Genomic DNA, 25392 nt, shown 5'->3' with positions numbered 1-25392 from the left:
GACTTATCACCACGGGGGACGGCCATGACCACGACAGAGCGAGAGATCCCACCCATGTGCCAGCACCAGCCGCCGTGTCCGCCAGCAGAGTCCGCCGACCGGGAGTCCGCCCGTCTCGTGGCGCACCACCCGGAGCAGGGATGGAGCCTGCTGTGCAACGGCGTCCTGCTCTTCGAGGACACCGGTGAGCTGCTGCCCGACGGCCGAATCATCGCCCCGCACCGCCCGCTGGGTGCGGAACAGGTGATGACCGCCGCCTGAGCGGAGCACGAGCGATCCAAAGGGCCGGCCGCACCCATCCGGTGCGCACCGGCCCTGATGCGTGTCCGGGGTCGGCTACGGCGGGTAGCCGGTGTTCAGCCCTTGGTGGCGCCGGCGGTCAGTCCGCCGACGAGCTGGCGTTCGGCGACCGAGTAGCAGGCGAGGGCGGGGACCATGGCGAGCACGAGGTAGGCGAAGACGCGTGCCGTGTCGGCCGAGTACTGGCCCTGGAACTGCTGCACACCGATCGGGATGGTCCACCAGGTGGAGTCGGTGAACACCAGCAGCGGCAGAAAGAAGTTGTTCCAGCTGGTGACGACGGCGAGGACGGAGACCGTGCCGAGCGCGGGCCGCGCCATCGGCAGCAGCACCCGCCAGAAGAAGCCGAGCGGTCCGCAGCCGTCGAGCGTGGCCGCCTCCTCCAGCTCGCCCGGGATCTGCCGGAAGAAGCCGCGCAGGATGATGATCGTCATCGGCAGCCCGAACGCGGCCTGCGGAAGGATCACACCCAGCGGGTTGTCCAGCAGGCCCATCGAGCGCAGCAGCAGGAACAGCGGCAGCGCCGCCACCGCGAACGGGAACATCAGCCCCACGGTGAACAGCGTGAACAGCGCCTCCCGGCCCCGGAAGGCGAACCGCGCGAAGGAGAAGGCGGCGAGCGCGGAGACCGCGACCACGATCACCGTCGTACCGACCGCGACCAGCGTGCTGTTGCCGACCAGCCGCCAGAAGGAACCCGAGCCGAGGATGCCGCCGTAGTTGGCGAACACCCAGGGCCGGGGCAGGCCCACCGGGTTGCGGGAGAGCTGGCCGGTGGACTTGAAGCCGGAGACGAGGGCGTACAGCAGGGGTACGGCCATGACGGCGCCGACCACGACCAGCACGGCGTGCAGCGGCAGGGTACGGCCCTTTCGGCGGATGGTCACGCTCCCGCTCCCCTCATGGTGGTGGTGGCCCCTTCGAGGTCACGGCGCAGGACGAACCGCTGGTAGGCGAGGGCGAAGACGAGGCTGATGGCGAACATGACCACGCTGATCGCGCTGGCGTAGCCGACCTGGTAGCGCTTGAAGCCGTACTGGAACATGGTCACGGCCATCGTCTCGGAGTGGTGGTCGGGGCCGCCCGCGGTGACCACCCACACCAGGTCGAACAGCTGGATCGACCCGATCACGGACAGGAAGACGCTGATCCGCAGCGTGGGCGCGAGGAGCGGCAGGGTGACATGCCGGAAGCGCTGCCAGGGGCCCGCGCCGTCGACGATCGCCGCCTCGGTCAACTCGGCGGGGACGGCCTGGAGGCCGGCCAGGTAGAGCATCATGTGGAAGCCGAAGTACTTCCACGTCATGACGAGGAAGAGCGTGGCCAGCACGGTGGAGGTGCCGGCGAACCACTGGCCGCCGAGCCCGTCGAGCCCGAGGCCGCCGAGAACATGGTCGGCGAGACCGTCGTCCGGGGCGAAGATCATGCCGAACAGCACGCCGGTGACGGCCTCGGACAGCACGTACGGCGCGAAGAACAGCATGCGGTACACCGCCCGGCCGCGCAGCTTCTGGTTGAGCAGTACGGCCATCGCGAGCGCGAACGGCAGTTGCAGCGCCAGTGACAGCACGACCAGCAGCACACAGCGCCACAGATCGCCGAGGAAGACGGGATCTCGCAGCAGACGGCTGAAGTTGTCGGTGCCGGTGTAGTCGGACGGCATCCCGAAGCCGCCCCAGCGGAAGAAGGACGCGTACAGGGCGAACAGGATCGGCAGCAGCACCAGGACGCCGAAGAGCACGAGGGCGGGCAACTGGAGGCCGACGGCGGTGAGCCAGTGCAGCGCCCGCCGACGCGAGCGCTGCCGGGCCGCGCCGGCCACGGGGGCCGGCAGGACCGCCTCGGGTCGGCTCCGCTTGCCCCGTCCGTCCGGGAGGAAGGTGGAGGTCATCGGGCGCCTACTGCTCTTGCTTCGCCGTGCTGGTGATCGCGTCCGTGACCTGCTGCGGGGACTTGGACCCGGCGATCAGTCCGGCCACGCTGTCGTTGACCTGCTGGCCGAGGGCGGGGGCGTAGGCCTGGTCGAGGTAGAGCTGGAAGCCGGTGGCGCCCTTCAACCGGGCTTGTACGGCCTTGAGATCGGGGTCGGTGAGCGCGCTCTCGGCCGCCGGAACGACGGGCAGGACACCGGTCTTCTTCACCAGTTCCTCGTCGGTGGCCTCGGAGGCGAAGAACTCCAGGAAGTCCACGGCCGCCTGCGGGGCGCCCTTGCGCAGGGCGTGGCCGCCGCCTCCGCCGAACACCTCGGTGATCTTCCCGGCGCCGCCCTCGACTTCGGGGAACGGGAAGAAGCCGAGGTTCGCGCCGAGCCCCTTGCCCGCGTCCGCCTCCACGACCGGCGCCCACTGGCCCATGAGTTCCATCGCCGCCTTGCCGTTGCCGACGGTCGCGGCCTGTCCGGTGGGGGAGGAGTAGGCGGCCCCGAGGAAGCCGTTCTGGAAGGGCCGGAGGGCGACGAGGTCCTTCAGATGCTGCCCGGCCTGGACGAGGCCGCCGTCGCCGAAGTCCTTCTTCTCGTCGGCTCTGTGCAGGGCGTCGGCCCCCGCGGTGCGCATCGCGAGGTACGCCCAGTAGTACATGCCGGTCCAGCTCTCCTTGCCGGCCAGCGCCAGCGGGGTGATCCCGGCGGACCTGAGCTTGCGCACGGCGTCCAGGAAGGCGCTCCAGGTGGCCGGGGGCGCGCTGATCCCGGCCTTCTTGAAGAGTGCCTTGTTGTACCAGAAGCCGACCATGCCGATGTCGAAAGGGATGCCGTACACCTTCTGGTCGAGGAGGTACGGCTGTCCGGCCACCGGCAGCAGCCCGTCGGCCCAGGGCTTGGTGCGGTCGGTGAGGTCCTCGACGAGCCCGGCGTCCACTTGTTGCTTGAGGACGCCCCCGCCCCAGGTGTGGAAGATGTCCGGCAGCTTCCCTGAGGCGGTCAGCGCGGTCATCTTCGACTTGTAGGCGTCGTTCTCCAACTGGACGATCTTGATCTTGACCTTGGGGTTCTGTGCCTCGAACTTCCTGGCGAGACCGGCCCACACGGTTTTGGTGGGTTCGGTGGTCGAGATGTTCCACCATTCGACCGTGGTCGTCCCCGAGGACGACCCTCCGTCCGAGTCGCCGCCGCAGCCGCTGAGTGCGGTCACACCGAGCCCGGCGGCGACAGAGGCCGCCAGAAAGCCGCGGCGGGACAGTGCGGGGTCGCCCATCGTGCCTCCTTCGAAACTTTCGATCCAAATCCCGAATGTTCCGAACCGGGACTCTAGGAACGCGAGTTGGGCGCGTCAAGGTGTAAGGACGCCTCGGAAAGAACCGTCCGCCCGGCTGGTCGAATCGCCCGTACGGGAGTGGGATGGAAGGAAGCAACGGCCTTGCAGGGCGGGCACGTCCGCGCGCGAGACACCCGGCGTCGCCCGCGAGGAACGGTGAAGTGATGTCCGGTTACGACGCCTCGGCGGCTCCTCGGGTGGTGGTCGGTGTGAGCGGCTCCCTGGGCAGCGTCACGGCCCTGCGGCGGGCCACCACGCTGGCCCGCCGCCTCGGAGCCGAACTGTGGCCGGTGCTGGCCTGGGAGCCGCCGGGCGGTGACCCCGCCGCGCGCCGCTGCCCCGCCGCCGGTCTGCTGGTCGAGGACTGGCAGCGGCTGGCCGCACAGCGACTGGCCGCGGTGCTCGAGGAGATCTTCGGCGTGGACTCCCCCGGCGTGCCGTTGCACGCCGTCGTCGTCCGCGGCGCCCCCGGCCCCGCCCTGGTGACGACCGCGGACCGGGAAGGCGACGTCCTGGTCGTGGGCGCCGGCCGGCGCGGCCTGCAGCGCGCCTTCTCGGGCCGGGTCTCCCGGCACTGCCTGGCGCACGCGGTCTGTCCGGTACTCGCGGTGCCCCCGTCCCCGCTGGAGTCGGAACTGCTCTCGGTCCACCGACGCAACACCTGGCATCTGCGCATGGACATCCGGGGCTTGTGAGGGCACCCGACCGGCCGCGTCGGCAGGGCGTCAAGAACGGCCCGTCCGCCGTCAGGGCAGCGTCAAGGTGCGCCACGGCCCGGTTCCGGCAGGGCCGGGACTGTCTACCGTCTCGGACATGAGGCATCGCGACGACACCGGCGCCCGGCTCACGGGCTCGCACCCGAGCGGCACCGCCGGGGTGGTGCTCGACCGCGACTGGGCGGCGGACGTGCGCACATCGCTGCGCTGCGCCGGTGTCCTGCTGGGGCTGCTGCTGTTCATCGACTGGGCGGCCGGCACCCTCACCTGGTGGCGCGGTGCCCTGTGGGTGGGCATCGCCCTGCTCCTGCTGCTCGTTCTGCTCCCGGTGCGGGTGTCGGCCGGCGCGGGCTGGCTGGCCACGCGCCGTCTGCTGGGCACCCGTAGGGTCCGCACCGATCTGCTGATCGCGGTGCGCCCGCTGGACGGCGTCGCGCAGCGCCTGGTCCTGCGCGACGCCCTCGGCAACCGGATCGAGATCGACCCCGAGGTCCTGCTCCGCAATCCGGACCTCTGGTACCTGCTCGACGAGGGCGCCCGGGTGTCCGAGGCGGCCGGCACGCTGCTGTGCGGCACGACCGCCCTGCACCGCCTCGCCCGGCGCGTCGACCGCGAGACGGCCCTGGGCGTGTTCCGGGCCTCCGGCATGGAGTGAGGTGGTGTGTCAGACGCCCTGAAACCATGACACTCGGTGGTCGCCCCCGGGTCGGCCCTGCGGCAAGCGACCCGAACGGCCGCGCTCCCGGCGAACCACTCCGGCCTCCGCTTCTTGATGCGACCCTGCTCCTCCCGCGCCATTCTTAACGCAAGATTGACGCCTCCCGGCCCCGGATCCATGGGCCCATGCATCACTCTCCGCATACGCTGGTGCCGCCGTCCGCTTGATGGCCGGAAAAGAGCTGAGCCGCACACAGGAGCCCACCGATGGCCACGACCGAGCACGCCCCTCCCAGTCGCTTGCGCAACTGGATGCTGGAGGGGCTGTCCGACATGGGCAAGCACGGTGGACACACCGGGCCCCACGCCGAACCGGAGCCCCCGCACAAGGGCCAGCGCTGGTGGCGCGTGATGTGCCTGACCGGTGTCGACTACTTCTCGACCCTGGGCTACCAGCCGGGCATCGCGGCCCTGGCGGCCGGTCTGCTCTCCCCGATCGCGACCATCGTGCTGGTCATCGTCACCCTGGCCGGCGCCCTCCCGGTCTACCGCCGTGTGGCCGAGGAGAGCCCGCACGGCGAGGGCTCGATCGCGATGCTGGAGCGACTGCTGTCGTTCTGGCAGGGCAAGCTGTTCGTGCTCACCCTGCTGGGCTTCGCGGCCACCGACTTCCTCATCACCATCACGCTGTCGGCCGCGGACGCCTCCACCCACCTGGTGGAGAACCCGCACCTGACCAGCGCCCTGCACGGCCACCAGATGCTGATCACGCTGTTCCTGGTGGCGCTGCTCGGCGCGGTGTTCCTCAAGGGCTTCCTGGAGGCGATCGGTGTCGCGGTCGCCCTGGTCGGCATCTACCTCGCGCTCAACCTGGTCGTCGTGATCGTCGGCCTCTACCACGTCGTCACCGCCGGGCACGTCGTCACCGACTGGAGCACCGCCCTGACGGCGGAACACGGCAACGTGTTCGTCATGGTCGGCGTGGCGCTGCTCGTCTTCCCGAAACTCGCCCTCGGCCTGTCCGGCTTCGAGACCGGTGTCGCCGTCATGCCGCACGTCCAGGGCGACCCGGACGACACCGAGGCCAAGCCGAAGGGCCGGATCCGGGACACCAAGAAGCTGCTCACGACCGCCGCGCTGATCATGAGCTGCTTCCTGATCGCCACCAGCTTCATCACCACGCTGCTGATCCCGGAGAACGACTTCAAGACGGGCGGCCCGGCCAACGGCCGTGCCCTCGCCTACCTCGCGCACCAGTACCTCGGTGGCGCCTTCGGCACGGTCTACGACGTCTCGACCATCGCCATCCTGTGGTTCGCCGGCGCCTCCGCGATGGCGGGCCTGCTCAACCTCATGCCGCGCTACCTGCCCCGGTACGGCATGGCCCCGCACTGGGCGCGCGCGGTCCGTCCGATGGTCATCGTCTTCACGCTGGTCGCGTTCCTGGTGACCTGGATCTTCGACGCCAACGTCGACAAGCAGGGCGGCGCCTATGCCACCGGTGTGCTCGTACTGATCAGCTCGGCCGCGATCGCGGTGACCATCGCCGCCCGCAAGGCCCGGCAACGCAACTGGACCATCGGGTTCGGCGTGATCTCGGCGGTGTTCCTCTACACCACCGTCGTGAACGTGATCGAGCGCCCGGACGGTGTGAAGATCGGTGCCTGTTTCATCGCCGGCATCATCCTCGTCTCGCTGGCATCCCGGCTGGCCCGTGCCTTCGAGCTGCGCGTGACCAGCGTGACGCTCGACCCGATGGCGGAACGTTTCGTCCGGGACATGGCCAGCCGCAAGATGCGGTTCATCGCCAACGAGCCCGGCCACCGGGACAAGGCCGAGTACCGCGACAAGATCGAGCAGATCCGCGCCGACAACGACATGCCCGAGCAGGAGGACTTCGTCTTCGTCGAGGTCACGGTCACCGACCCCTCCGAATTCGAGGCGAGCCTGACCGTGCGCGGCGAGGTCCTGCACGACCGCTACCGCGTGCTGACCCTGGAGTCGGCCTCCATCCCCAACGCCCTGGCCGCGCTGCTGCTGCACGTCAGGGACAGCACGCGCTGCACCCCGCACATCTACTTCGAGTGGACCGAGGGCAACCCCTTCGCCAACTTCCTGCGCTTCTTCCTCTTCGGGCAGGGCGAGGTCGCCCCGGTCACCCGCGAGGTCCTGCGCGAGGCGGAACCGGACCGGGTGCGCCGGCCGCGGGTGCACACCGGGTGACACCGGCCGAGGCCCGACGGGGGTAGGCCGCAGCGAGGTAGGTCCGGGCCGGGTGAGCAACCGCAGGGTGCCGCCGCGCATGTCCAGGTCGATGCGGAGGCGGTCGTGCGTGATCACGGCGCTGGAGAAGTCCAGGGTCACATGGCCCCAGACCGAGGCGATCTCCATCCGGCGCGGCACCGCCCAGTCGCCCTCGCGCACGGCCCCCATCATGACGCAGTAACGTCATATCGCGTTATACCCAACGGCCAACCCCACGTGCACGGTTCCCGGGTGGTGGCCCTATCGTGACCGCCATGCAGTCCTACACGATCGGCCAGGCGGCGCGGCTGCTCGGCGTGAGCCCGGACACCGCCCGCCGCTGGGCCGACGCGGGCCGGGTGGCGACCCATCGCGACGAGTCCGGGCGGCGGCTCATCGACGGCAGGGACCTCGCCGCGTTCTCCGTCGAACTGGCCAAGGCGGGCGGCGGCGAGGAGGACGCCTCCTACACCTCCGCCCGCAACGCGTTCCCCGGCATCGTCACGGCGATCAAGCTCGGTGATGTCGCCGCCCAGGTGGAGATCCAGGCGGGCCCGCACCGACTGGTGTCGCTGCTGACCCGGGAGGCCGTCGAGGAACTGGGCCTGGAGGTCGGCATGGAGGCCACCGCGCGCGTGAAGTCCACCAACGTGCACATCGACCGCGTCTGACACGACAGCTCCCTGGCCCCCAGCGCCCGGTGGGCCACCGGATCCTCCAGGTCCGTGACGGTCAACTCCGCTGGTTTCACGCCTCAGCAGCGCGGCCTCTCCCCACAGGCCGAGTTCCGCACCGTACGAACGCACATGCAAGCTACAAGTCACAAGTTCGCAGCTCATGCGATGTAACAGGAGACTTATCACTGGCAGATGCGGCAGTATCATCGCCGCACGGCCGGATCTACCGCCGTGACAGGGCGCGACAGTTGTTCCACAGAACGCGAGGAGTACAACCGTGATGACCCGTTCCGTGCGCCGGACCCGGCGGATGCTGCAGGTGGCCGGTGCGGGAGCCGCCGCCCTTGTGGCGCTGAGCGCCTGCTCCTCCTCGTCGGACTCGTCCAAGTCCAAGGACACCTCGTCCTCCTCGGGGTCGGCCTCGCCGAAGCTGTCCGGCGACGTCACCGTGTTCGCCGCCGCCTCCCTGAAGGAGAGCTTCACGGCCCTGGGCAAGGAGTTCGAGCAGCAGCACCCGGGCACCAAGGTCAGCTTCAACTTCGGCGGCAGCGACACGCTCGCCGCGAGCATCACCGGCGGCGCCCCGGCGGATGTGTTCGCCGCCGCCAGCCCCAAGACCATGAAGATCGTGACGGACAAGAAGGACGCGGCCGGCACCCCGGCCACCTTCGTCCGCAACCAGCTGGAGATCGCCACCCTGCCGGGCAACCCCGACAAGGTGTCCTCCCTGAAGGACCTCACCAAGTCCGGCCTGAAGGTCGTGCTGTGCGACAAGACGGTGCCGTGCGGGGCCGCGGCCCAGAAGGCCCTGGACGCCGCCAAGCTCAAGCTCACCCCTGCCTCCTACGAGCAGGACGTCAAGTCCGCCCTGAACAAGGTGGAGCTGAAGGAGGCGGACGCCGCGGTCGTCTACAAGACCGATGTGAAGTCCGCGGGTGGCAAGGTGGAGGGCGTGGAGTTCCCCGAGTCCGCCAAGGCGATCAACGACTACCCGATCGTCCTGCTGAAGAACGCGCAGAACACCGAGACCGCCAAGGCTTTCATCGCCCTCGTGCAGTCCGCCGAGGGCCAGAAGGTGCTGAGCGGGGCCGGGTTCCTCAAGCCGTGACCTCGCTCCACAAGCCCGGCGCCGCGACCGGTCCCCGCACGGACCGGCCGCGGCGTCGCCGCGTCGGCACGGGGGGCCGACGCGGGGCGCCGTTGCCGCTGCTGCTGCCGGGCCTGCTGGCGCTGGCGTTCCTGCTGCTGCCGCTGGTCGCGCTGCTCGCCCGCGCCCCCTGGCGCGGCCTGCCGGGCCGGCTGTCCAGCACCGAGGTGTGGCAGGCACTCCAGTTGTCCCTGGTCAGCGCCACGGCGGCAACGGCCGTCAGCCTCGTCCTGGGCGTGCCGCTGGCCTGGCTGCTGGCCCGTACGCAGTTCCCCGGCCGCGGGTTCGTACGAGCCCTGGTGACCCTGCCCCTTGTGCTGCCACCGGTGGTCGGCGGCGTGGCCCTGCTGCTGGCCCTCGGCCGCAACGGGGTGATCGGCAAGTGGCTGGACGCCTGGTTCGGGATCACTCTGCCGTTCACCACCACCGGGGTCGTGATCGCGGAGGCGTTCGTCGCGATGCCGTTCCTGGTCATCAGCGTCGAGGGGACCCTGCGTGCGGCCGACCCGCGCTTCGAGGAGGCGGCGACCACGCTCGGCGCGTCCCGCTTCACCGCGTTCCGCCGGGTCACCCTGCCGCTGATCGCGCCGGGCATCGCGGCGGGCGCGGTCCTGGCCTGGGCCCGCGCGCTCGGCGAGTTCGGCGCGACGATCACCTTCGCGGGCAACTTCCCCGGCCGCACCCAGACCATGCCCCTCGCGGTCTACCTGGCCCTGCAGAACGACCCCGACGCCGCCGTCTCCCTCAGCCTGGTCCTGCTGGTGGTGTCGATCGCGGTGCTGGCGGGTCTGCGAGACCGTTGGATGACAACGCGATGACAGACCCCCGCCCCACACCCGCAACCGCCGAGGACCAGCCCCCCACCCCCCTCCCACAGCCGCGGCCGACCACCGGCCTGGACGCCCACCTCGTCGTCGACCGCCCCTCATTCCGTCTGGACATGACGCTCACCGCCGCTCCCGGAGACGTCGTCGCCCTCCTCGGACCCAACGGCGCCGGGAAGACCACGGCCCTGCGCGCCCTCGCCGGACTCACCCCCCTCACCGACGGCCATCTGCGTCTGGACGGCACGACCCTGGACCGCACCCCTCCGGAGTCCCGCCCGGTCGGCGTCGTCTTCCAGGACTACCTGCTCTTCCCGCACCTGTCCGCCCTGGACAACGTCGCCTTCGGCCCGCGCTGCCAGGGCGCGAGCAAGGCCGAGGCCCGCGCGCAGGCAGCGGCCTGGCTGGACCGCATGGGCCTGGCCGGCCACGCGGGCGCCAAGCCCCGGCGCCTGTCCGGCGGGCAGGCCCAGCGCGTGGCCCTCGCCCGCGCCCTGGCCACGCACCCCCGGCTGCTGCTCCTGGACGAGCCGCTGGCCGCCCTGGACGCCCGCACCCGCCTGGAGGTCCGTGCCCAACTCCGCCGCCACCTGGCCGAGTTCGAGGCGGTCGCCGTCCTGGTCACACACGATCCGCTGGACGCCATGGTGCTCGCGGACCGCCTGGTCGTCATAGAGCACGGCCGGGTCGTCCAGGAGGGCACCCCGGCCGACATCGCCCGCCATCCGCGCACCGACTACATCGCCCAGCTCGTCGGCCTCAACCTCTACCGGGGCCAGGCGGACGGACACGCGGTACGACTCGACGCGGGCCCCTCGATCACCACTACGGAAGACCTGTCCGGCCCGGTGTTCGTGGCGTTCCCGCCGTCCGCGGTCACCCTCTTCCGGGACCGGCCCACCGGCGCCAGCGCCCGTAACCTCTGGCGCTGCGAGGTGGCCGGCCTGGAGACCCACGGCGACCAGATCCGCGCCGGCCTCACCGGCGAACTCCCCCTCGCCGCGGACCTCACCACGGTCGCCGCCGCCGACCTCGGTCTGCACCCGGGCGCCGCTGTCTGGGCGACGGTCAAAGCAACCCAGACTCACGCATACCCGGCCTGAACGGGCGGCCGCTCTACGGTGAGGTCCATGACCCTGAGCATCCGCAACCAGCTCCCCGGCACGGTCACCGCGATCCAGCCGGGCGAGGCCATGGCCACCGTGAAGATCCGTCTGGACGGCGGTCAGGACCTGACCGCAGCGATCACCCTGGAGGCGGCCCGGGACCTCGGCCTGTCCGAAGGCTCCCCGGTACGGGCCCTGGTGAAGTCCACCGAGGTCTCCCTGGCCACCGCCCCGATCGACCGCGTCTCGATCCGCAACCAGCTGCCGGGCACCGTCACCGACATCGCGACCGGCGCCGCGATGGCCACCGTGAAGATCTCGATCCAGGGCGGTTCGATGACCTCCGCCATCACCAAGGAGTCGGCCTCCGACCTCGGTCTCTCCGCCGGCTCCTCCGTGGTCGCCCTGATCAAGTCCACCGAGGTGGCGCTGGCGACGGCCTGACACGGCGAGGGCCCCGCCCGGAAACCGGACGGGGCCCTGCGCACCACCGCTCGCTCAGTCCTCGTAGGCGTCCAGCGGCGGGCAGGAGCACACCAGGTTGCGGTCGCCGAAGGCCTGGTCGATACGGCGCACCGGCGGCCAGTACTTGTCGGCGGCCGAGACACCGGCCGGGAAGACGGCCTCCCCACGGCTGTAGGCGTGCGTCCACTCACCGCCGAGCGCGGCCGCGGTGTGCGGGGCGTTGCGCAGCGGGTTGTCCTCCGCCGGCCACTCACCCGCGCCGACCTTCTCGATCTCCGCGCGGATGGCGATCATCGCGTCGCAGAAACGGTCCAGCTCGGCCAGGTCCTCGGACTCGGTCGGCTCGATCATCAGCGTGCCGGCCACCGGGAAGGACATGGTCGGCGCGTGGAAGCCGTAGTCGATGAGCCGCTTGGCGACGTCGTCCACGCTGACGCCGGTCGCCTTGGTCAGCGGACGCAGGTCGATGATGCACTCGTGCGCGACCAGGTTGCCGGGACCGGTGTAGAGCACCGGGTAGTGCGGCTCCAGGCGCTTGGCCACGTAGTTCGCGGAGAGCACGGCCACCTGCGTGGCGCGCTTGAGACCCTCGCCGCCCATCAGGCGGACGTACGCCCAGGAGATCGGCAGGATGCCCGCGCTGCCCCACGGCGCCGCCGAGATCGGGCCCACGCCCGTCTCCGGGCCGGCAGCCGGCTGCATCGGGTGGTTCGGCAGGTACGGCGCCAGGTGTGCGCGCACACCGACCGGGCCGACGCCCGGACCACCGCCGCCGTGCGGGATGCAGAACGTCTTGTGCAGGTTCAGGTGCGAGACGTCACCGCCGAAGTGGCCCGGCTTGGCGAGGCCGACCAGGGCGTTGAGGTTGGCGCCGTCGACGTACACCTGGCCGCCGGCCTCGTGCACCTGGGCGCAGATGTCGGCGACGTGCTCCTCGAACACACCGTGCGTGGACGGGTAGGTGATCATCAGCACCGCCAGCTCGTCGCGGTACTGCTCGATCTTCGCCCGCAGGTCCTCGACGTCGATCTCGCCGTCCTCGGCGGTCTTGACGACGACGACCTTCATGCCGGCCATCACGGCGCTGGCCGCGTTGGTGCCGTGCGCGGAGGAGGGGATCAGGCAGACGGTGCGCTGCTCGTCGCCGTTGGCGCGGTGGTAGCCGCGTACGGCGAGCAGACCGGCCAGCTCGCCCTGCGAACCGGCGTTCGGCTGGAGGGAGACCTTGTCGTACCCGGTGACCTCGGCGAGACGTTCCTCCAGCTCGCGGATGAGCGTCAGGTAGCCCTGCGCCTGCTCGGCCGGGGCGAAGGGGTGCAGCTGGCCGAACTCGGGCCAGGTGACCGGCTCCATCTCCGTGGTCGCGTTGAGCTTCATGGTGCAGGAGCCCAGCGGGATCATGCCGCGGTCGAGCGCGTAGTCGCGGTCGGCCAGCCTGCGCAGGTAGCGCAGCATCGCGGTCTCGGAGCGGTAATCGTGGAAGACCGGGTGGGTGAGGTAGGAGTCGGTGCGCAGCAGCGCCTCGGGCAGGGTGTCCTCGGCGGTCGCATCCAGCGCCTCGATGTCGCCCTCGACCCCGAAGGCGGACCACACGGCGGCCAGCTGGGCCCGCTTGGTGGTCTCGTCACAGGCCAGGGTGACATGGTCGGCGTCGACCAGGTGGAGGTTGACCCCGTTCTCCCGGGCGGCGGCGACGACGTCGGCGGCCTTGCCGGGCACGCGCGCGGTGATGGTGTCGAAGAAGGCGCCGTGGACGATCTCGACGCCGCCGGCCTTCAGCCCCTCGGCGAGGATCGTGGCGTACCGGTGCGTCCGCCCGGCGATGGCCTTGAGCCCCTCCGGCCCGTGGTAGACGGCGTACATGCCGGCCATCACGGCGAGCAGCACCTGCGCGGTGCAGATGTTACTGGTCGCCTTCTCACGGCGGATGTGCTGCTCACGCGTCTGCAGGGCGAGCCGGTAGGCCTTGTTCCCGTCCGCGTCGACGGAGACGCCCACCAGGCGGCCGGGCAGGCTGCGCGCGAACTTCTCGTGCACCGCCATGTAGCCGGCGTGCGGACCGCCGAAGCCCATCGGCACGCCGAAGCGCTGGGTCGTGCCGACGGCGATGTCCGCACCCAGCTCGCCCGGGGAGGTCAGCAGGGTCAGGGCGAGCAGATCGGCGGCGACGGTGACGAGCGCGCCGAGCTCATGCGCCTGGTCGATGACCGGCTTGATGTCCCGGACGGCACCGGAGGCGCCCGGGTACTGGATCAGCACGCCGTTGATCTCACGCGCGGCGATGTCGGCCGGGATACCGTCGCTGAGGTCGGCGACGACGACCTCGACCCCGGTCGGCTCGGCGCGCGTCTCGATGACGGCGATGGTCTGCGGCAGGGCGTCCGCGTCGACCAGGAACAGGCCCTTCTTGTTCTTGCCCATGCGCCGCGAGAGCGCCATGGCCTCGGCGGCGGCGGTGCCCTCGTCGAGGAGGGAGGCACCCGAGGTGGGCAGACCGGTCAGGTCGGCGACCACGGTCTGGAAGTTCAGCAGGGCTTCGAGCCGCCCCTGGGAGATCTCCGGCTGGTAGGGCGTGTAGGCCGTGTACCAGGCCGGGTTCTCCATGACGTTGCGCAGGATGACCGGCGGAGTGAACGTCCCGTAGTACCCGAGCCCGATCATGGAATCGAGGACCTGGTTGCGGTCGGCGAGCGAGCGCAGCTCGGCAAGCACCTCGGCCTCGGTGCGGGCGCCCGGCAGGTCGAGGGCGTCGGCGTTCTTGATCACATCCGGGACCGCCGCGGCGGTCAGCTCGTCCAGCGAGCCGTAGCCGACCTGGGCGAGCATCTTGGCCCGCGCCTCCTGGTCGGGCCCGATGTGGCGCTGCTCGAACGGGATGCCCGCTTCGAGCTCCGAGAGCGGAATGCGATGGGCGGTCATTGCGGAGGCCTCCTGGTCTGACACGACCTTCGAAGGGCACCACGGCGCGGGTGCCCGGACGGCCTCCCCCTCTGTCATCTCAACCTGAGAGCTTCACCGGGTATGCCCCGGCTTTCACCGTCGGTGAGGGCGGGAGCCGTCGACACCCGCCCTGCTTTCCAGAGTGACCTCGTCCGTGCGGTACGTGAGCCTGAGAGATTCCGGGGAGGATTTGCTCCTTCGGCGCCTCCGAGGTGGTCGGAGGACTCTCCCGCACGGGGTCAGCAGCCGCTGTCAGCCTACCAGCGGGGTCAACGCCCGAGCCCTCGAGTGGCCGGCTCCCTGAATGTGCTCTTTTGTAGTGCTTACGGATGAGTTGCGACCAAGTGGAGGGAGAGGGACCGTGCAGACCGAGATCGATCCGCGCAACCTGATCGGCCGCAAGGCGTTCGACCGCAATGGCACCAAGATCGGCACCATCGACGAGGTCTACCTCGACGACGCGACCGGCGTGCCCGAGTGGGCGGCCATACGCACCGGCCTCTTCTCCCGCGACGCCTTCGTCCCCCTGGAGCCGAGCGAACTGGTCGAAGGCTCCCTCCGCGTCCCCTTCGACCGCGCCCTGATCAAGGATGCCCCCGACTTCGGCGTGGGCCGCCACCTCTCCCCCGAACAGGAACTCCAGCTCTACCACCACTACGGCCTCGACGTAGCCTCACCTCCCTCAGCCCCGGACCACGACTTCGGCAAGCTGGCGGGGTCGGAGGAGACCTGATCGTCCCCTGGGGTCCGGGGCGGAGCCCCGTGTCGGTCACTGCTCGACCGACCGAGACGAGCGGGCGGGTGGGAAAGATCCGCAACCAACGGCAACGGATCAGCGGACTCCAGCGCAGGATCCCCGACGAGGAACGTCCGCACCCTCCCCGGAGGCGACTGCGGCGTCTCGAACCGCACCGTCACCCGTCCCAGCCCACTCCCCTGCACCCACCCGTGCCCGTACTCCGCGTGCCTGACGTCCTGTCCCGCCCGCCAGTGCCTTTCGACGGGCTCCGGCCGCTCTACGACAACCTCGGCCTCGGCCTCCTCCGGCGCCTCCGCCGCCCGCGAGGGCATGGCCTGTGCGAACAGATCCTCCTGCGTGTAGTCGGCGAGCCCGGAAACGCCCACACCCAGCAGCCGTACCCCACCCGTGGTGTCCACGGAGTCCAGCAACCGCGCCGCCGCCTCCCGGACGACCGCCGGATCGTCCGTGGGCCCCCTGAGCGTCTCGGAGCGGGTCAGCGTCGAGAAGTCGTACCTGCGCACCTTCAGCACTATGGTCCGCCCCGACAGCCCGGCCCCGCGCAGCCGCCCCACGCACCGGTCGGCGAGCCGCTGCACCTCCAGCCCGATCCGCAGCCGGTCATGGATGTCCACGTCGTAGGTGTCCTCGACCGACACCGACTTCGCCTCGCGCTCGGCCACCACGGGCCGCTCGTCGCGGGCCAGCGCCATGGCGTACAACGCGTGCCCGTGCGCCTTGCCCAGCAGTCGCACCAGCTCGTCCTCCCCGGCCTCGGCGAGCTCCTCAACGGTCGTGATCCCGGCTCTGCGCAGATGGTCCCCGGTGGCCGGCCCGACCCCGGGCAGGGTCCGCACCGGCATGGGGCCGAGCAGGGCCCGCTCGGTGCCGGGGTCGATGACCACCAGGCCGTCCGGCTTGGCCTGCTCGGAGGCGATCTTGGCGAGCATCTTGGAGGCGGCGAGCCCCACCGATCCGGTGAGCCCCGTGACCGCCCGGATGTCCGCGCGCAGCTTGATCCCGGCCAGCCGCGCCGACTCCTCGTCCCCGGCCGTCCCGCCCGCCTCCAGGTCCACGAACGCCTCGTCCAGGCTGAGCGGCTCCACCAGCGGCGACAGCTCCCGCAGCAGCGCCATCACCTGCTCGCTGATCGCCCGGTACACGGTGAAGCGCGGCACCAGATACGCGGCGTTGGGTGCCAGCCGGCGTGCCTGGGCCATGGGCATCGCCGAGTGGACCCCGAAGACCCGTGCCTCGTACGACGCGGTGGCCACCACCCCGCGCGGTCCGAGCCCGCCCACGACGACCGCCTTCCCGCGCAGGCTCGGCTTGGATGCCTGTTCCACCGAGGCGTAGAAGGCATCCATGTCGAGATGCAGGATCGTGGGCGCGTTTCTCACATCTCCGATGCTGCACCACGGCACTGACAATGCCGGGTCCCGGAGCGCGCCGGTGTCAGACCGCCCGGTTGCGCCGCCGCGCCAGCTCGTCCGCGGGGTTGTGCCCGACGAGCGTCTCGCCGGTGTCGATGCGCTCGCCGTGCAGCTGGGAGAGCGCGCTTTCCACGTCCCGCCACACCACGCCGACGGCGATCCCGAAGATGCCCTGACCGCCCTGGAGCAGGGCGTGGACCTCGTCCGGCGAGGTGCACTCGTACACCGTGGCGCCGTCGCTCATCAGCGTCATCCGCTCCAGGTCACGGAAACCGCGTTCTCTGAGGTGCTGGACAGCCGTGCGGATGTTCTGCAGCGAGACCCCGGTGTCCAGGAACCGCTTCACGATCTTCAGGACGACGACGTCCCGGAAGCTGTACAGACGCTGTGTGCCCGACCCGTACGCGGGCCGCACGCTCGGCTCGACCAGGCCGGTGCGCGCCCAGTAGTCGAGCTGCCGGTAGGTGATGCCCGCGGCCGCGCAGGCCGTAGGCCCGCGGTAGCCGATCTCTTCCGATGCCATGGACGCCGCCCCTCCGCCGTTCGGCACCACCGTCGGCCGCTGCGGAGCGTGACCCACCGCGCTGCTGTGAACCGGGTACGGACCGCTCTCCCCGAAACCGCGCACGGGAGCACCCCCAGCCGTACCGTCGCCGCTGGTTCTCACGCCGACCTCCGTCCTTGACCTGCCTTCTCGACGGTAGGCAGTCACCAGGGGTGCGTCAACGATCGCCACACTCGGCACGCCGAGTGATAATCACCCTAGGAGTGGTTTCCCGTGCCCCACCGCGGGGAAAGGCTAGCCGAATGCGTTCGCGGGAAGCCGTAGGACGCTCTCAATGGCCGGTGGCAATTGCCCGCTCAGCAGGCGTCGGCGCGCGTCGGCCGCTCACGCTCACTGGCTGCTGGTGCCGAAGTCCTCGGGCGAGATCTGGTCGAGGAACTCGCGGAACTTCTCCACCTCGTCCTCCTGCTCGTCCGGAATGGCGATGCCGGCGTCGTCCAGCACCGTGTCACTGCCGTAGATCGGCGTTCCGGTGCGCAGGGCCAGCGCTATGGCATCGGAGGGACGGGCACTGACCTCGACCCCGCTGGCGAAGACCAGCTCCGCGTAGAAGACGCCTTCCCGCAGGTCGGTGATGCGTACTTCGGTCAGCTCCTGGCCGACGGCCTCCAGCACGTCCTTGAACAGGTCGTGGGTCAGCGGCCTGGCAGGGGCCATCCCCTGCTGGGCGAACGCGATCGCCGTCGCCTCCCCCGGACCGATCCAGATGGGGAGGTAACGATCGCCTCCCACTTCGCGCAGGAGCACGATCGGTTGGTTGGAGGGCATTTCGACCCGGACACCTACGACATCGAGCTCGTTCACACAGCAACCCTAGGCCGTGCCCGGGATGTTTGGGTAGTCGGGCCGGGAACAGGTGCCCGATCCGGCCGCGGGCAGCCCCCGGCGTTCAGGGCAGCCGCACCCCGAGCGCGGTCTGTACCAGTGCCGCGTGCAACTTCACCGTGAGCGCGGCCAGCTCCTTCGTACGCGCCTCGGCATGTGCCCTGGTCTGCGGGTTGCGGTGGCGCTTGAGCGGGGCAACCACCTGGTCGACGAGTCCGGCCTCGCGGTCGGCGGCGGCCTTCATCACCCGAAGGTGGCGTGGCTCGATCCCGAACCGGCCCAGTTCCGCCACGAGCGAGACCACGGTGACCGCCTCGGCGTCGTACGACCCGTCCTCCAGCGGAGCGATGAGCCCGTACGACTCCCACTCCTTCAGCTCGCCCTCGTCGATGTCCGCGGCCGCCAGCAGCTCGGCCCTGCCCACCCGGGCCACCGTGGGCGTCACAGGTGCCTCCGGAACATCCTCCGCCGTGCGCTGACGCCCCACGACGGGCAGCTGGACGGCCTCACCCCGCTCCATGGCGTCCAGGTGGTCACGGATCACCTTGAGCGGCAGATAGTGGTCCCGCTGCATCCTCAGCACATGGGCCAGGCGCTCGACATCCCCGGCACTGAACTTGCGGTACCCCGAAGGGGTCCGCTGCGGCTCGACGAGCCCCTCGGACTCCAGGAAACGGATCTTGGAGATGGTGACTTCGGGGAACTCGTCGCGCAACGCGTTCAGCACCGTGCCGATGCTCACCAGCCCGCTGTCCCTGGCGGCGGTACCGCTTCGGGCACCGCCGCTCGGTGTTTGAAGCATGGACCTTCCCTGGGGTCCCCCCGGACACCGGTCCGGGGGCGGGTCAGATGCCCTGCCGGCTCGCGTAGAACACCAGCCGGTACTTGCCGATCTGCACCTCGTCACCGTTGGACAGAGCCACCTGGTCGATCCGCTCACGGTTGACGTACGTGCCGTTCAGACTGCCCACGTCGGCCACTGTGAACGAGCCGTCCGGGGAGCGCCGGAACTCCACGTGCCGCCGCGAGACCGTGACGTCGTCCAGGAAGATGTCGCTCTGCGGGTGACGGCCGGCCGTGGTCAGGTCGCTGTCGAGGAGGAAACGGCTGCCCGAGTTCGGTCCCCGGCGCACCACCAGCAGCGCCGAGCCCATCGGCAGCGCGTCGACCGCAGCCTGCGCCTCCGGCGACAGCATCGGCACCTGCGTCTGACCGGTGACCTCGGAGTCGTAGGCCTCGAGACCGGAGATCGAGATCGTGGACGTCGTCTCGGAGGCACGCTCCGGCGCCACCCCGGGGCGCAGCGGCGCGCCACAGTTGGAGCAGAAGCGGGCGTTCTCCGCGTTGCGGTTACCGCACCTCGTACACACCAGGACCGACATGGACGGATCCTCCTGCGGCTGCCCCGCCGGGGCGTTGGACGCGTACGGGCCGGGGGCGAACCCTCCACCCGTACCTGAGGTTGACGGTTGCCCGAAACCTATGCCGCCGGACTGGGCAGGGTCAACCGACGCCCCGCCCTGACCTCCGGAAATGTCACCGCCCGGACCAGCGACCTGATCCCGGAACAGCGGGCGCTGACCCTCCGCGTCGGGCTGTGCGCGATGCCGAGCGGTCGCGTTGTCGCTGCCTTCTCGCGCGCTCTTGCCGAACAACTTCGCAAACAACTTCACGGGCGATTCCCCTTGACCGAAACAGACCCGCCCGTGGGGCAGGACGAACCCTGATTGCCTACACCGGCAGAGCCGGACATTCTCACAACGTCCGTATCCACCAGACAGTTTCCACCACGCACCACCCCTTCGATGCGCCGACCCCCCGCAACCTCATGCCCCTGCCTGCCGTCCCCCATGCACCGCCGGTTCACTGGGAGGACGACCGAGCGTAGTCAGGCCGCTTCGCCTGTCGCAAGGCGTCCACAACGATCTTGTCGGACTGCTCGACCGTCACCGTGGCCTGCTCCTTCTCCAGCGTCTGCACCACGCCTCCCGGGATGTTCAGCGCGGGCTCCAGGTCCTGCGGCTTGCCGATGACCTTGAAACGATAGGGGGCGTTGATCTTGTTCCCGTCGACGCCGACACCGTTGCCGGAGTCCGTGAAGTAGGTGCCCGCGACCACCCGTATCCCGTTGACCTGGATCGCCTCGGCACCGGCCGCACGCAACTCCTGGATCGCGTCGAGCAGCATGTCCGCCTTGACCGTCCCCTTCGTATCCTCGATCGTCATCGTGATGCCGGGACCCTGCGCCGCCACGGTGCCCGCCAGGATGCCGAGTTGCTTCTCCTTCTCGGCCGTCTGCTTGCGCGCCTCCGCCGCCTGGTCGGAGCTGCTCTGCAGTTCCTGGCGCTGCTTTTCGAGTCCCTGCTTCTCGTCCTCAAGACGCTGAGTACGCGAATCCAGTTCATCGAGGATGCGAACAAGATCTTCCTGCCGGGCTCCGCGCAGCGCGCTGTCGCTGTTGCTGTTCGACGCCACCTGCACGGCCAGGCCGAAGCCGAGGCCGAACAGCAGCAGGGCGACGATGAGTTGGGCCCGGGTGACCCGCGGCGGCCACAGCCCCTTGACCAGCCGCTGCCGGCCGGTCGTCGGCTCCTGCGTCTTCTGCTCGGGTTCCGGCTCCGGTGCCCTCGCGGGCACCTCATCCGGCAGCTCCTTGCGCAGCCTGTTCTCCGGCTGCTCGTTCTGTTCGTTCTGCTCGCTCATCGGTGTCACGCCCGGAACACGTGCCGCCGGATCGCCGCGGCGTTGGAGAAGATCCGGATGCCCAGGACCACCACGACCCCCGTGGACAGCTGCGCGCCCACGCCCAACTTGTCACCCAGGAACACGATCAAGGCGGCGACGACCACGTTCGACAGGAACGACACCACGAAGACCTTGTCGTCGAAGATGCCGTCGAGCATGGCCCGCAGGCCGCCGAACACGGCGTCCAGCGCCGCGACGACGGCGATCGGCAGATAAGGCTCGACGACCGCCGGAACCTCGGGCCGGACCAAGAGGCCGGCCACGACTCCCACGACGAGGCCCAGTACGGCGATCACGATGTGCCCTTCTCAGTCTTCTCGGTGCTCGGCTGTGCTGTACGTACGATCACGCTCGGTGCGGCGGGCAACCGTACGTCACCCTCCGCGGAGATGGTGGCGCGGATGCCGAAATTCTGCTCCAGGGCATGCAGGTACAGTCCGTCGGCGCTGTTCTGGAACCCGCTGCTCAACCGTGTCCCATCCCCCACCGCCAGCACCGTGTACGGCGGCACCAGCGGCCTGTTGTCGACCAGTATCGCGTCTCCGGCGGCCCTGATCGCGGACAGGGAGGTCAGCCGCTGCCCGTTGATCGAGATAGCCTCCGCGCCGGACGCCCACAGCCCGTTGACCACACGCTGCATGTCCCGGTCACGAACCCGCCCGGTGTCGGAGAAACCCGAGGTCTCCCGCGGATTGGTGCCGTCACCGCCGGAGCTGGCCTCCTTGGCGTCGTTCACGACGAGCTTGGCGCCCGGCCCGTGGACGGCGGTGGCTCCCGACAGCACGCTCACCAGGTCCGCCTCTGTACTGCCGCCGCTCGACCTCAGCGCCGCCCGCTGGCGCGCGCTGACGTCGTCCCGGAGCTTGTCGACGGTTCCCTCCAGCTTGTCCGCGCTCGCGGTCTCCGTGTCGACGCGGTCGATCAGCTCCTGGCGCTCCTTGGCCACCACCGGCGCCGCGGCCCGCGTCTGTGCCGCCCCGACGGTCACGACCAGTGCCGCGAGGACGAGGCCTGCCGCGAGCCCCAGCTTCGCCCTCAGCGTCTTGGGCAGCCCGCCCTCGCCCTCGGACTTCCTCCGGGCGGCGGCCTCGGCGTACCCGTCGTCGAGGCTGTGGTCCATGACGTTGTTGATCAACGACATGGAGGCGTCCGGGCGCTGCGGCCGCGTGGGGCTGCTCCGAACGGGGGGTTGCTGCGGCATGCCGCACATCGTCGCATGTCGCGGCCGATTACTCCGAACGGCCCCACCGGCGTGCCGGACAGGCCCCCCTTGGGGACACTTGTCCGGCACGCGCGCGTGCGTGGGTTTTTCCGTCCGGGTGGCGTGTGTCCCTTACCGCCCGGCGCTGTCCACGACGGCCGACCACTCGTCCAGCAGGGCCTGCGCCGAGGCGTCGTCGGGACCCTCGGCCCACAGATGGGTGACGGCCTCGGCCGGGTCGGGCAGCACCATCACCCAGCGCCCGTCCGTCTCCACGACCCGCACACCGTCGGTCGTGTCGACAAAGCGATCTCCCGCGGCCTCGACGACCCGCCGCATGACCAGACCCTTGACGGCCCACGGCGTGGCCAGGTCCCGCTTGAGGACATGCGCCCGCGGGATCCGCGCGTCGATCTGGCTCAGCGTGAGCTGCGTGCGCGCCACCAGCCCGATCAGCCGTACGAAGGCCGCCGTGCCGTCGTAGACGCTGCTGAACTCGGGGACGATGAACCCGCCCTTGCCGTCACCACCGAAGATCGTGCCCTCCTCGCCGCCCACGCGCGTGAGGTCGTCGGGCGAGGTGGTCGTCCACTCGACCTGGGTGCCGTGGTAGGCGGCCACCTGCTCGGCGATCCGGGTCGTGGTCACCGGCAGCGCCACCCGGCCGCTGCGCCGCTCCGCGGCCACCAGGTCCAGCATCACCAGCAGGGCCCGGTCGTCCTCGATGATCCGGCCCTTCTCGTCCACGAGCGACAGCCGCTCGCCCACGGGGTCGAACCGCACACCGAACGCGGCTCCCGAGGACGCCACGATCTCGCCGAGCCGGACCAGACCGTTCCGCCGCATCTCGGCCGTCTCGGTGGGCCGGGACTCGTCGAGACCCGGATTGATGGTCAGGGAGTCCACCCCGAGCTTCCCCAGCAGGCTGGGCAGGACCAGCCCCGCGCTGCCGTTGGAGGCGTCGACGACGACCTTCATGCCGGACTCCGCGATCCCGGTCGTGTCGACATTCCGCAGCAGCGACCCGGTGTACGAGTCGAAGACGCTCGCCGGGAAGTACAGGTCGCCGATCTCACCGGGGAACGCCCGCCGGTACTCCTGCCGCGCGAACACGCGGTCCAGCTTGCGCTGGCTGCCCTGCGACAGGTCCGCGCCGTTGCCGTCGAAGAACATGATGTCCACCGAGTCCGGCACACCGGGCGAGGTCCGGATCATGATGCCGCCGGCACTACCCCGCGCCGTCTGCTGCCGGGCCACGGGCAGCGGTACGTTCTCCAGGTCGCGTACGTCGATGGCGCTGGCCTGCAGCGCGGAGATGACCGCCCGCTTGAGCGCACGGGCGCCTCGGGAGTGGTCGCGGGCCGTGGTGACCGTGGAGCCCTTCTTGAGGGTCGTCGCATAGGCACCGGCCAGCCGCACCGCCAATTCCGGTGTGATCTCCACGTTCAGGATGCCGGACACACCACGGGCGCCGAACAGATGGGCCTGCCCTCTGGACTCCCAGATGACGGACGTATTGACGAAGGCGCCGGCCTCGATGGTCTTGAACGGATAGACCCGGACGTTGCCCTGAACGATCGATTCCTCGCCGATCAGGCACTCGTCACCGATGACCGCTCCGTCCTCGATCCGCGCGGCACGCATGATGTCGGTGTTCTTGCCGACGACACAGCCGCGCAGATTGCTGTGCTGCCCGACGTACACGTTGTCGTGCACCACGGCCTTGTGCAGAAAGGCACCGCTCTTGACGACGACATTCGAGCCGACGACCGTGTGCTCGCGGATCTCCGCGCCGGCCTCGACCTTCGCGTAGTCGCCGATGTACAGCGGCCCGCGCAGTACGGCATCCGGATGCACCTCGGCACCTTCCGCCACCCATACGCCGGCAGAGATCTCGAAGCCGTCGATGTCGACGTTGACCTTGCCCTCCAGCACGTCGGCCTGGGCTTTCACATAGCTTTCATGGGTGCCGACGTCCTCCCAGTAGCCCTCGGCGACAAAGCCGTAGATCGGCTTGCCGTCCTTCATCAGCTGCGGGAAGACATCACCGGACCAGTCGACCGGAACATCGGCTTCGACGTAGTTGAATACCTCGGGCTCCATGACGTAGATGCCCGTGTTGACCGTGTCGGAGAAGACCTGCCCCCAGGTCGGCTTCTCCAGGAAACGCTCGACCTTGCCTTCCTCGTCGACGATGGTGATGCCGAACTCCAGGGGATTGGGCACCCGGGTCAGACAGACCGTGACCAGCGCGCCCTTCTCCTGGTGGAAATTGATCAGCTCCGTGAGGTCGAAGTCGGTCAGGGCATCACCGGAGATGACGAGGAAGGCATCGTCCTTCAACGCCTCTTCCGCGTTCTTGACGCTTCCGGCGGTACCGAGTGGCTTCTCCTCATTGGCATAGGTGAGCTCCATTCCGAGCTCCTCGCCGTCGCCGAAGTAGTTCTTGACGAGCGAGGCCAGGAACTGCACGGTGACAACGGTCTCGGTGAGCCCGTGCCTTTTGAGCAGCCGTAGCACGTGCTCCATGATCGGGCGGTTGGCCACGGGCAGGAGCGGCTTGGGCATGCTGGAGGTCATCGGGCGCAGGCGAGTGCCTTCGCCCCCGGCCATCACGACGGCCTTCATGTCGGAAGCGTCCTCCTCACAAGAGACGACGGTCTAGCCGACTTCACCCGTCCAGATTGTCCCGCACTTTTCCACCGCGGGCCATCGTGGCGTTACGTCCGGACAATCGCCGAGCTCAATCGGCCATGGCGTCCGCACGAACCAGACGGCGGACCTGTACCACGTAGAGCACTCCTGCCCACCAGTAGAGGGTTGTACCCCACCCGGCGAACGCCCATCCGAAAACTGCCGCGAGTGACGCGATCCAGGTGCTGCCATCGCTAAGGAGCAGCAACGGGAAGGCATACATCAAGTTGAAGGTTGCCGCCTTCCCGAGGAAGTTCACCTGCGGCGGCGGATACCCGTGCCGGCGGAGGATGCCCACCATCACCAGGAGCATCAGCTCTCGCGCGAGCAGGAGGGCGGTCAGCCAGATCGGGAGAATCTCCCGCCAGGTGAGACCGACCAGCGTGGAAAGTACGTACAGCCGGTCGGCGGCGGGGTCGAGGAGCCGGCCCAGACTGCTGATCTGATTCCAGCGTCGGGCGAGCTTGCCGTCCAGATAGTCACTGACCCCGCTGAAAGCCAGCACGAGAAGGGCCCAGCCGTCGCTCTTGGGCCCCCCGAACTCGGGCCGGAGGATCAGCCACAGGAAGAGGGGTACGCCGACGAGCCGTGCCATGCTGAGGATGTTGGGGATGGTGAGGACCCGGTCTGTCTGGACACGGGTCTCCTGGACCTCCACCCGGGGGCCTCCTGTGCGAAACGAGCCAACGATGCCCCCTGACCCTACCTCAACGCAAAAAAGCTCCGGCCCCTGGGCAGAGCCCAAGAGCCGGAGCTGTAAAAGGAGTTCGGCGGCGTCCTACTCTCCCACAGGGTCCCCCCTGCAGTACCATCGGCGCTGTGAGGCTTAGCTTCCGGGTTCGGAATGTAACCGGGCGTTT

24 protein-coding genes, 1 rRNA gene and 1 riboswitch are annotated in these 25392 nt (G+C 69.8%); of the genes, 10 read left to right on the top strand and 15 right to left on the bottom strand.

The genetic code is table 11. The features are described from left to right. Positions 1 to 54 precede the first annotated feature (54 nt). Positions 55 to 261, top strand: a complete 207-nt coding sequence (locus tag ACWC0C_RS16010; protein ID WP_030603474.1) for a DUF5999 family protein — start codon at positions 55 to 57, stop codon at positions 259 to 261. A 95-nt stretch (positions 262 to 356) separates the two neighbouring features. Here the strand turns inward: ACWC0C_RS16010 and ACWC0C_RS16005 are convergent, their stop codons facing one another. The 3 genes from ACWC0C_RS16005 to ACWC0C_RS15995 all read right to left on the bottom strand — a co-directional run bounded on the left by ACWC0C_RS16005 (position 357) and on the right by ACWC0C_RS15995 (position 3494). Continuing rightward, positions 357 to 1121: a carbohydrate ABC transporter permease gene (locus ACWC0C_RS16005; RefSeq protein WP_450864682.1), complete on the bottom strand. Its 765-nt coding sequence runs from the start codon at positions 1119 to 1121 to the stop codon at positions 357 to 359. A 62-nt stretch (positions 1122 to 1183) separates the two neighbouring features. Next, on the bottom strand, positions 1184 to 2191 hold the full coding sequence (locus ACWC0C_RS16000) for a carbohydrate ABC transporter permease (RefSeq protein WP_450864529.1): 1008 nt from the start codon (positions 2189 to 2191) through the stop codon (positions 1184 to 1186). A 7-nt stretch (positions 2192 to 2198) separates the two neighbouring features. After that, a complete protein-coding gene (locus ACWC0C_RS15995; RefSeq protein WP_450864528.1) occupies positions 2199 to 3494 on the bottom strand; it encodes an extracellular solute-binding protein in 1296 nt (431 codons plus the stop codon). Positions 3495 to 3718: 224 nt separating this feature from the next. On the opposite strand from ACWC0C_RS15995, the gene ACWC0C_RS15990 reads away from it, so the two are divergent. The 8 genes from ACWC0C_RS15990 (at position 3719) to ACWC0C_RS15955 (ending at position 11369) form a co-directional block, all read left to right on the top strand. Next, entirely contained in the window at positions 3719 to 4249 is a 531-nt protein-coding gene (locus ACWC0C_RS15990; RefSeq protein ID WP_449201865.1) for a universal stress protein, read from the top strand. Between the two features lie 118 nt (positions 4250 to 4367). After that, positions 4368 to 4925, top strand: coding sequence for a hypothetical protein (locus ACWC0C_RS15985; RefSeq protein WP_450864527.1), 558 nt, complete (start codon positions 4368 to 4370; stop codon positions 4923 to 4925). A gap of 269 nt (positions 4926 to 5194) precedes the next feature. Next, on the top strand, positions 5195 to 7150 hold the full coding sequence (locus tag ACWC0C_RS15980) for an APC family permease (RefSeq protein WP_449201863.1): 1956 nt from the start codon (positions 5195 to 5197) through the stop codon (positions 7148 to 7150). 296 nt (positions 7151 to 7446) lie between these two features. After that, positions 7447 to 7842 (top strand): TOBE domain-containing protein, encoded by a 396-nt coding sequence (locus ACWC0C_RS15975; protein ID WP_449201862.1) that lies wholly within the window; start codon positions 7447 to 7449, stop codon positions 7840 to 7842. Between the two features lie 286 nt (positions 7843 to 8128). Continuing rightward, positions 8129 to 8956, top strand: coding sequence for a molybdate ABC transporter substrate-binding protein (gene modA / locus ACWC0C_RS15970; protein WP_450864526.1), 828 nt, complete (start codon positions 8129 to 8131; stop codon positions 8954 to 8956). Then, positions 8953 to 9813 (top strand): molybdate ABC transporter permease subunit, encoded by an 861-nt coding sequence (gene modB, locus ACWC0C_RS15965; RefSeq protein ID WP_450864525.1) that lies wholly within the window; start codon positions 8953 to 8955, stop codon positions 9811 to 9813. The genes modA and modB overlap by 4 nt, the downstream gene beginning before the upstream one ends. Beyond that, positions 9810 to 10922, top strand: a complete 1113-nt coding sequence (locus tag ACWC0C_RS15960) for an ABC transporter ATP-binding protein (RefSeq protein WP_450864524.1) — start codon at positions 9810 to 9812, stop codon at positions 10920 to 10922. The genes modB and ACWC0C_RS15960 overlap by 4 nt, the downstream gene beginning before the upstream one ends. A gap of 27 nt (positions 10923 to 10949) precedes the next feature. Continuing rightward, the gene (locus ACWC0C_RS15955; RefSeq protein ID WP_449201858.1) at positions 10950 to 11369 is read left to right on the top strand and encodes a TOBE domain-containing protein; all 420 of its coding nucleotides are present in this window, start codon (positions 10950 to 10952) and stop codon (positions 11367 to 11369) included. Positions 11370 to 11423: 54 nt separating this feature from the next. Here the strand turns inward: ACWC0C_RS15955 and gcvP are convergent, their stop codons facing one another. Further along, the gene (gene gcvP / locus ACWC0C_RS15950) at positions 11424 to 14309 is read right to left on the bottom strand and encodes an aminomethyl-transferring glycine dehydrogenase (protein WP_450864523.1); all 2886 of its coding nucleotides are present in this window, start codon (positions 14307 to 14309) and stop codon (positions 11424 to 11426) included. 168 nt (positions 14310 to 14477) lie between these two features. Next, positions 14478 to 14572, bottom strand: a riboswitch (glycine riboswitch). 119 nt (positions 14573 to 14691) lie between these two features. Here gcvP and ACWC0C_RS15945 point away from each other — a divergent pair. Further along, entirely contained in the window at positions 14692 to 15063 is a 372-nt protein-coding gene (locus ACWC0C_RS15945; RefSeq protein WP_069782074.1) for a PRC-barrel domain-containing protein, read from the top strand. Here the strand turns inward: ACWC0C_RS15945 and ACWC0C_RS15940 are convergent. The 11 genes from ACWC0C_RS15940 to rrf form a co-directional block, all read right to left on the bottom strand. Next, positions 14985 to 16469, bottom strand: coding sequence for a DNA polymerase IV (locus ACWC0C_RS15940; RefSeq protein WP_450864522.1), 1485 nt, complete (start codon positions 16467 to 16469; stop codon positions 14985 to 14987). The two genes, ACWC0C_RS15945 and ACWC0C_RS15940, sit on opposite strands and share 79 nt — an antisense overlap. Before the next feature lie 55 nt (positions 16470 to 16524). Further along, on the bottom strand, positions 16525 to 17169 hold the full coding sequence (locus ACWC0C_RS15935) for a MerR family transcriptional regulator (protein ID WP_449201855.1): 645 nt from the start codon (positions 17167 to 17169) through the stop codon (positions 16525 to 16527). Between the two features lie 228 nt (positions 17170 to 17397). Next, positions 17398 to 17871, bottom strand: coding sequence for a bifunctional nuclease family protein (locus ACWC0C_RS15930; protein ID WP_026253112.1), 474 nt, complete (start codon positions 17869 to 17871; stop codon positions 17398 to 17400). An 85-nt stretch (positions 17872 to 17956) separates the two neighbouring features. Next, entirely contained in the window at positions 17957 to 18694 is a 738-nt protein-coding gene (ftsR, locus tag ACWC0C_RS15925) for a transcriptional regulator FtsR (RefSeq protein ID WP_450864521.1), read from the bottom strand. 43 nt (positions 18695 to 18737) lie between these two features. Then, on the bottom strand, positions 18738 to 19565 hold the full coding sequence (locus ACWC0C_RS15920; RefSeq protein ID WP_449201853.1) for an FHA domain-containing protein: 828 nt from the start codon (positions 19563 to 19565) through the stop codon (positions 18738 to 18740). Between the two features lie 190 nt (positions 19566 to 19755). Continuing rightward, positions 19756 to 20595 (bottom strand): DUF881 domain-containing protein, encoded by an 840-nt coding sequence (locus tag ACWC0C_RS15915; protein WP_450864520.1) that lies wholly within the window; start codon positions 20593 to 20595, stop codon positions 19756 to 19758. Between the two features lie 5 nt (positions 20596 to 20600). Then, the gene (locus ACWC0C_RS15910) at positions 20601 to 20933 is read right to left on the bottom strand and encodes a small basic family protein (protein WP_003988855.1); all 333 of its coding nucleotides are present in this window, start codon (positions 20931 to 20933) and stop codon (positions 20601 to 20603) included. After that, on the bottom strand, positions 20930 to 21838 hold the full coding sequence (locus tag ACWC0C_RS15905; protein WP_450864519.1) for a DUF881 domain-containing protein: 909 nt from the start codon (positions 21836 to 21838) through the stop codon (positions 20930 to 20932). Before ACWC0C_RS15905 ends, ACWC0C_RS15910 begins: the two co-directional genes overlap by 4 nt. A gap of 132 nt (positions 21839 to 21970) precedes the next feature. Next, positions 21971 to 24466, bottom strand: coding sequence for a sugar phosphate nucleotidyltransferase (locus tag ACWC0C_RS15900; protein WP_449201850.1), 2496 nt, complete (start codon positions 24464 to 24466; stop codon positions 21971 to 21973). 115 nt (positions 24467 to 24581) lie between these two features. Continuing rightward, entirely contained in the window at positions 24582 to 25190 is a 609-nt protein-coding gene (locus ACWC0C_RS15895; RefSeq protein WP_449201849.1) for a CDP-alcohol phosphatidyltransferase family protein, read from the bottom strand. 107 nt (positions 25191 to 25297) lie between these two features. After that, positions 25298 to 25392 (bottom strand): 5S ribosomal RNA (gene rrf, locus ACWC0C_RS15890); the annotation flags it as partial.

It is taken from the genome of Streptomyces sp. NPDC001709 (assembly GCF_053596375.1).
The sequence above is the reverse complement of the archived record's forward strand: the minus strand, read 5'-3'. Positions and strand labels throughout refer to the sequence as shown.